The sequence below is a fragment of the Hyphomicrobium sp. genome (assembly GCF_041674905.1).
GTDB lineage: Bacteria > Pseudomonadota > Alphaproteobacteria > Rhizobiales > Hyphomicrobiaceae > Hyphomicrobium_B.
In genome coordinates this window covers 1-5,346 of the sequence record NZ_JBAYUV010000068.1, presented here as the reverse complement: position 1 = coordinate 5,346, position 5,346 = coordinate 1, and the positions used below count along the sequence as shown (strand labels likewise).

Annotated in this window: 3 protein-coding genes; 2 read left to right on the top strand and 1 reads right to left on the bottom strand. The window is 56.4% G+C overall.

From position 1 onward, the window contains the following. Positions 1-110: 110 nt before the first annotated feature. Complete coding sequence (locus WC026_RS17105; protein ID WP_372712217.1) at positions 111-2,873, top strand: DNA-binding protein; 2,763 nt, start codon at positions 111-113, stop codon at positions 2,871-2,873. 13 nt (positions 2,874-2,886) lie between these two features. Continuing rightward, the gene (locus tag WC026_RS17100; protein WP_372712216.1) at positions 2,887-4,638 is read left to right on the top strand and encodes a Card1-like endonuclease domain-containing protein; all 1,752 of its coding nucleotides are present in this window, start codon (positions 2,887-2,889) and stop codon (positions 4,636-4,638) included. Between the two features lie 53 nt (positions 4,639-4,691). On the opposite strand, the gene WC026_RS17095 is transcribed toward WC026_RS17100, so the two are convergent. Beyond that, the coding region (locus WC026_RS17095; RefSeq protein ID WP_372712215.1) for a hypothetical protein at positions 4,692-5,346 on the bottom strand (655 nt) is incomplete at its 5' end.

The following is a 5,346-nucleotide window of genomic DNA, read 5'->3' as shown; positions in this document are numbered from 1 at the left end:
ACGATCGCCACATTGACGCAACAGGGCCGATCTGTCTTCGCTTATCTCCGCGACGCCTTCAACGCCGCCATCCACCATCAACCCATTCCCGCCCTATTACCCGCAGGGCCGTGAACGGTTACGGCTGCTGGGAGAACCTGCCGCCAAACAATACGCTGCTCGCCCACCGCGATTATCGTCGCATCTGGGACGCATGGCGCAGGATGCAGACTCTTGACCACGACATCGCGCGTGACTTCGCACAGCTCGCTGCCCGTGAAGAGACGATGCGGCAATGGGTGGAGTATGGGCGTATGTACCACCAGGGGATACATCTGTTCGCAGAAATGCCCGTTCTGTTCGAGTACGAGGCGTTCACAATCCGAACATGGAGTCCTGAACCCATAATTCAAAGGGTCGCACGAAGGGTTGGCCGATCCACCGGGGAGCGAGCAGTTGAACAAGCGGTCTGTCTCGACCTTGTTGAATTGCGCCCGCGATTCGCAGATGCGGCTGGGGGCTCCCAGGCGTTGACCGAAACGTATCTGTGGCAGCAGTGGAGGAACGATGCGGATACCGTAGACATCGCTCTCCTCAACTCCGATGCCGCACACCTTCACCCGGACGCCACTACCATTGGCTCGCCCGACCTCTTTTTCGCCGGCGATAACATTCCAGGCCACCTCCTTGACCGCGCCGCCCGAACCTTTGCTGCCCGTTTGCGCGACACATTCAAGGACGACACGCTCATCTGGCTAGTCCCGGATGCCTTGAACGACTTTGAACTGGACATCATCCGCAGAAATCTAAACGCACGATTTCCGGGTGCCGAACCCCTCCCACGCGGCGTTGCAGCCCTGTTCGAGCAGGTCGACTACGCTCGCGTCACCAGAGACGGCTATTCCGTCGTTGTCGTTGATACCCTTGGCGGCACTACCTGCGCGACCAAGCTTCTCGCCCGATTTGACGCCGATCTAAAGATGTGCCTTCCCGAAACCAAAGGATACTACTGGGAGCGATGCCCACCGGTAGTCCTCTCAAAACACGACGGTATCGATGAGCAGCGGTACGACACGGTCACTGTGGACGGCACCGGAAAGTGGCACGACAAGGCTCTCCCCGAGCGTCCCCAGTTCATTGATTCGCAACGCCTCAAGGCGGACCCGCGCATCGGACAATTTGCATTTTGCATCAATTTGTCACACAGCCCCGTCGCGGGCGGCATTCGCCTTCACGCCTTGCAGGCACGCGCCGAGGACATACCCCTCTGGCGCGACCAAATTCCCGAGCTCTCCATCAAGGTGATGAAAGACGGACACTACCAGCGCTTCTACCTCGTGTCACGGGGCACAACAATCAAGCCCATCCGTGGCCTATCCGTACAGATACCGATTGAGGAGCGCTTTGCGCTGCCAGCAGGCAGGCGCTTCTATCAGTTCCCTCTATCCCAGGGCGAGAACGCCGCCGAGCTCAGGTTTGCCGCCCGTCTTGATTCGCCCGCCTTCCCACTGGCATCGAACACCGAATGCGAACTCGTTCTCACCTTTCGCTACGGCGAAGACGAACCCTACACACTGATGTTCGCTCCGCTCGACAATTCCTTCCCGCCTGTTCGCGCCACCTGGCAACGCATGGTCGAAGAGGTTGTAACCGATGCGCCTGCGCCAGATGTTCCACCCCCATTGTCGTGGCAAGACTTGCGTCGTTGGCGCGATCCTCAGGGAAACGAGGTCGATCTGCTTGCATGGCTCATTGACTCGCTGAACCGTCTTGTTGAGCTGATTCCACATCGCCAGAGGATGACGATATCGAAGTCATGGCGTCGGAAGAACGACAGTAGTGGGAGCGAGTACTGGTTTGCATTTGCAGCTAATGAGGATGGCGAGGAATACTACTGCAATTCTAGGCAACTTAACACTCATCAGGATGGTGACCCGAACGCTGTATTCCCGTACGGCACCGAACTATATGGCACCATCAGGCACACATCGGCTGGACTGGCGGCTTTCGACATATCGATGGACAGCGACGTGCGTTATTCCACGGAAGCGAAGCAACGGGTCGTCGCGTTCAGGGAACGTAGCCTGCAGAACCGCATGTCAATAATCTGGGCAGATGCACGCTCAATCACAGATGGCGACTGCCCCATGGCGTTCAGTCGCGAAGTTAATGCGCTGCTCACAGCACTGCTGGATAGTCTTCCATCCGACGTCGTAGCCCGCAAGATGATGTTCCTACTGGCCTGTCTCCACAAGGACACCGTGGATACGTGCGTCCAGTGGGTTACAGAACAGGTTGAGAACGGGCATATTCGCGATCCACGAGCCGTCGGGTTTGCGTTGGGTGACGTTTCTCAAGAGTGGCAGCAATACATCTTTGACCGTCTCGCTTCATGTCCGTGGAGTGACGCTGTCAGTGTATTCGCCTACGCTATCTGGCGGGAGCGGCACTTCATTGAGCGCTTCTCGTTGAGTGAACTGAAGGCGTTGCTCAGTGCGCTGTCGCAAAGGCTGTGCAATGTTCATCCGCTAGGAATGGAAACCGTTCGGAGGAACGACAAATGGGAGCGACGAAACTGGGTGCGTGCGACAGCTGAGCCGTTGGAACTCCTGCTCGGGCTATTGCGCACCCGCGCGTCGGACGATCCTGACATCAGAATGCTTCTGCAGCCTCACCAAAAGATTACGAAGCAGTTTGCGGAACAAGTTGACCGAATCGAGGGCATTGTTGCGGAATCGAATGCGACGTTGTTCTCACGTGTCCAGATCAACACCCAGAAGCCCAAGGGCATCCGCACCCCGGACTTGCTATTCGCTTTGCGGTTGTACCTGACCGGCGACGACGGCGCAAACGCCATTCACATCACGGGCATCTCGGACACGGATGACGACTGAAAGGAAGGATTGCATGAAGCACTATCTGCTCACTTGGTACGGAATCACTGACCTCCGCGCGGCACTCGGCCTGGAACCGACCGATGGCCCGATTCTTAGCGCCCTCAAGATTAAGAAGTATACCGATGTTGTGATCTTGGCTTACACGAACCCCAACAAGTCTTCACAGGGCTTTGCGGGTGAACTCCGTGCGAAGTGGGAGAAGTGGAGGACCTCGGACCTGGAAACGCGTCTTCAAATCCCTCGCGACAAAGCACAGCAATCCGTGGATGCCCTGAGCAATACGGAGTCCGGGCACATGCTTTTCGCGGATTGGCTGAAGACAGAGCTGGCAACCAACGGAGTGTCCTGCAATATTCAAGTCATCTCACGGGAACTGAGACACCTGAACGACGCCCAGGCAATTTTCGACGCGGCCGCATTTGCGGTGAGCCACGCCTTGGCTGATACATCCGAAAAGACAATCACGGCCTATGTCAGCCCCGGAACACCGGTCATGGCCTACACGTGGGCGCTGATTGCACGGGCCCACCCTCAGCACAATATCGCCGTCATCGCCAGTTCTAACCCTCGAAATCCGCCCGAAACAGTAGAACTGCCCAAGGACTTGCTGATGCCGGTGGTCGCCGGGCCACAGACTGCCAAGCCGTCCGAGTACGACGCAATAATCCACTTGCTTGGGCGAGAGCGAATACCGATTTACTTTGGCATGCTTCAGTTCAAGGCGGGGCTTCACGTATTCATTACGACTCAAGATTACCAGCATGCTGGGAATGTCCTGTCGCGCTGCCTTCCTGAAGCGTGTCAGAGCAAGACCGTAACCATCCAGGATGCGTTCAAACCAGCCGATACGCGGAGGGCGATTGAGAAGCAGGTATCCAAGTTACCGTCCACGGCAAGGGTGGCGGTGAATCTGACGGGGGGAACGAAGCTGATGTTTGCCGGTGCTTTGGCCGCGTGCTGGGAGCGTGGACTTGAGCCGTTCTATTTCGAGATCAACAACCACAATATCATCTTCATCCGTGACGGTGTGACCGTCCCGTTCAACGGCGCGAAGTCCGTCGATGAGTTCTTCGTTGTTAACGGCTTTGATGTGATTACGGCCGGCCGATGGCAAGACAATCCGGGACGCGCGGCTCGAATGGACATCACCAAGGAGTTGTGGGAGGCGAGAAGGACGCTCGGGCAACTGTATATGACTCCCGAGTTTCGGAACTACAGGTTGCCTTGGGGCAAGCGCCGTAACCCCCCTTTCGGTTGGAAGTGGGGAAAGTCGCAGGCCTCTTTCACCGCGAAGGGCGATGCGACTCTTGTCCTGAACGGCGAGAGTTGCCGTATTTCTGCGTGCGACGACTATGGGCAGTATCTCGGCGGTGGATGGCTTGAGGAGTATGTCTGTTCCCTGTTGCGGGAGCTCGAAGAGCGAGGAGTGATTCATGATGTGCGTATTGGATTGGAGGTGAACTATTCAGGGAAGAGTCAGCACTTCAATGAACCACCCAGCGGCGAGTGTGACTGTGTGTTTACGGACGGTAAGCGATTGTGGCTTGTGGAGTGCAAGGCTGGAAACGTCAAGCAGGAGCACATCCAGAAACTGGAGAACAACCTGAAGATTCATGGCGGGATCGCCGCAAGAGGGATTCTTGTGTCGGCGTTTCCGATTCATGCTGCACATGCAAAGCGGTTGAAATCATCCACTTCCATTTGTGCCATTCAGGCCGACGACGTGAGAGCCGAAGTTCTGGAAAGAATCATCAAGTCATGAGATGCACCGTGCGCGATCGCGGCCCCACATCTTGCGGACGGGATTATGCGCAGCTAAGCTGTTGCCCGTCCGTCCACGACTGTTGTGTGCGGAAAGGCGTTTCTGAAACCCAGGCGAGAGTGATCATGAGCAATAATGGTCGTGTTCACATGATAGTACCAGTCGCATTCGCAGCGCAGAATTTTAACATTGGTAGCAGTGATCAAAAGGACTTGCACCGGCTTGCCATTGAGATCCCGGTTGGAGGCGTCGGCGAGGATAGCTATGGGGGAAATGGATTTCTTCGGCACTTGCTCGATAATGGGTGGACGATCCTCTCGGCTCAGTCTGCCGGGGGGGCGAATGATAATGGAGCTTTCATGCTCATTCAGTATGTGATGCAAGCCCCCGAGGGGTGGGAGCCTCCGAAAAAGAGTAGCTGAACCGGATGTTCGGCTGGGCATGTCTACGCAGCGGCAGTTACTACCATTGTGGCTATGGGAATCGCGTCCACTCCAGCTTTGCCCATCAGGTAATAGCGCATACGCAAAAGCGGTGGAAGAAGATGGGCGATCCATCGCGGCCGTGATAAGAGCGCCAAACGCCGGTAAGCGTTTCATAAAACCCGTCTTTTGTGGCGTGTGGGCTGATGCGATGCTGTGGGGATGGAAGATATCCATCACAATGGTTCGATGACCAAGCGTATGCGTCGGTCGGCGGAACAATGGT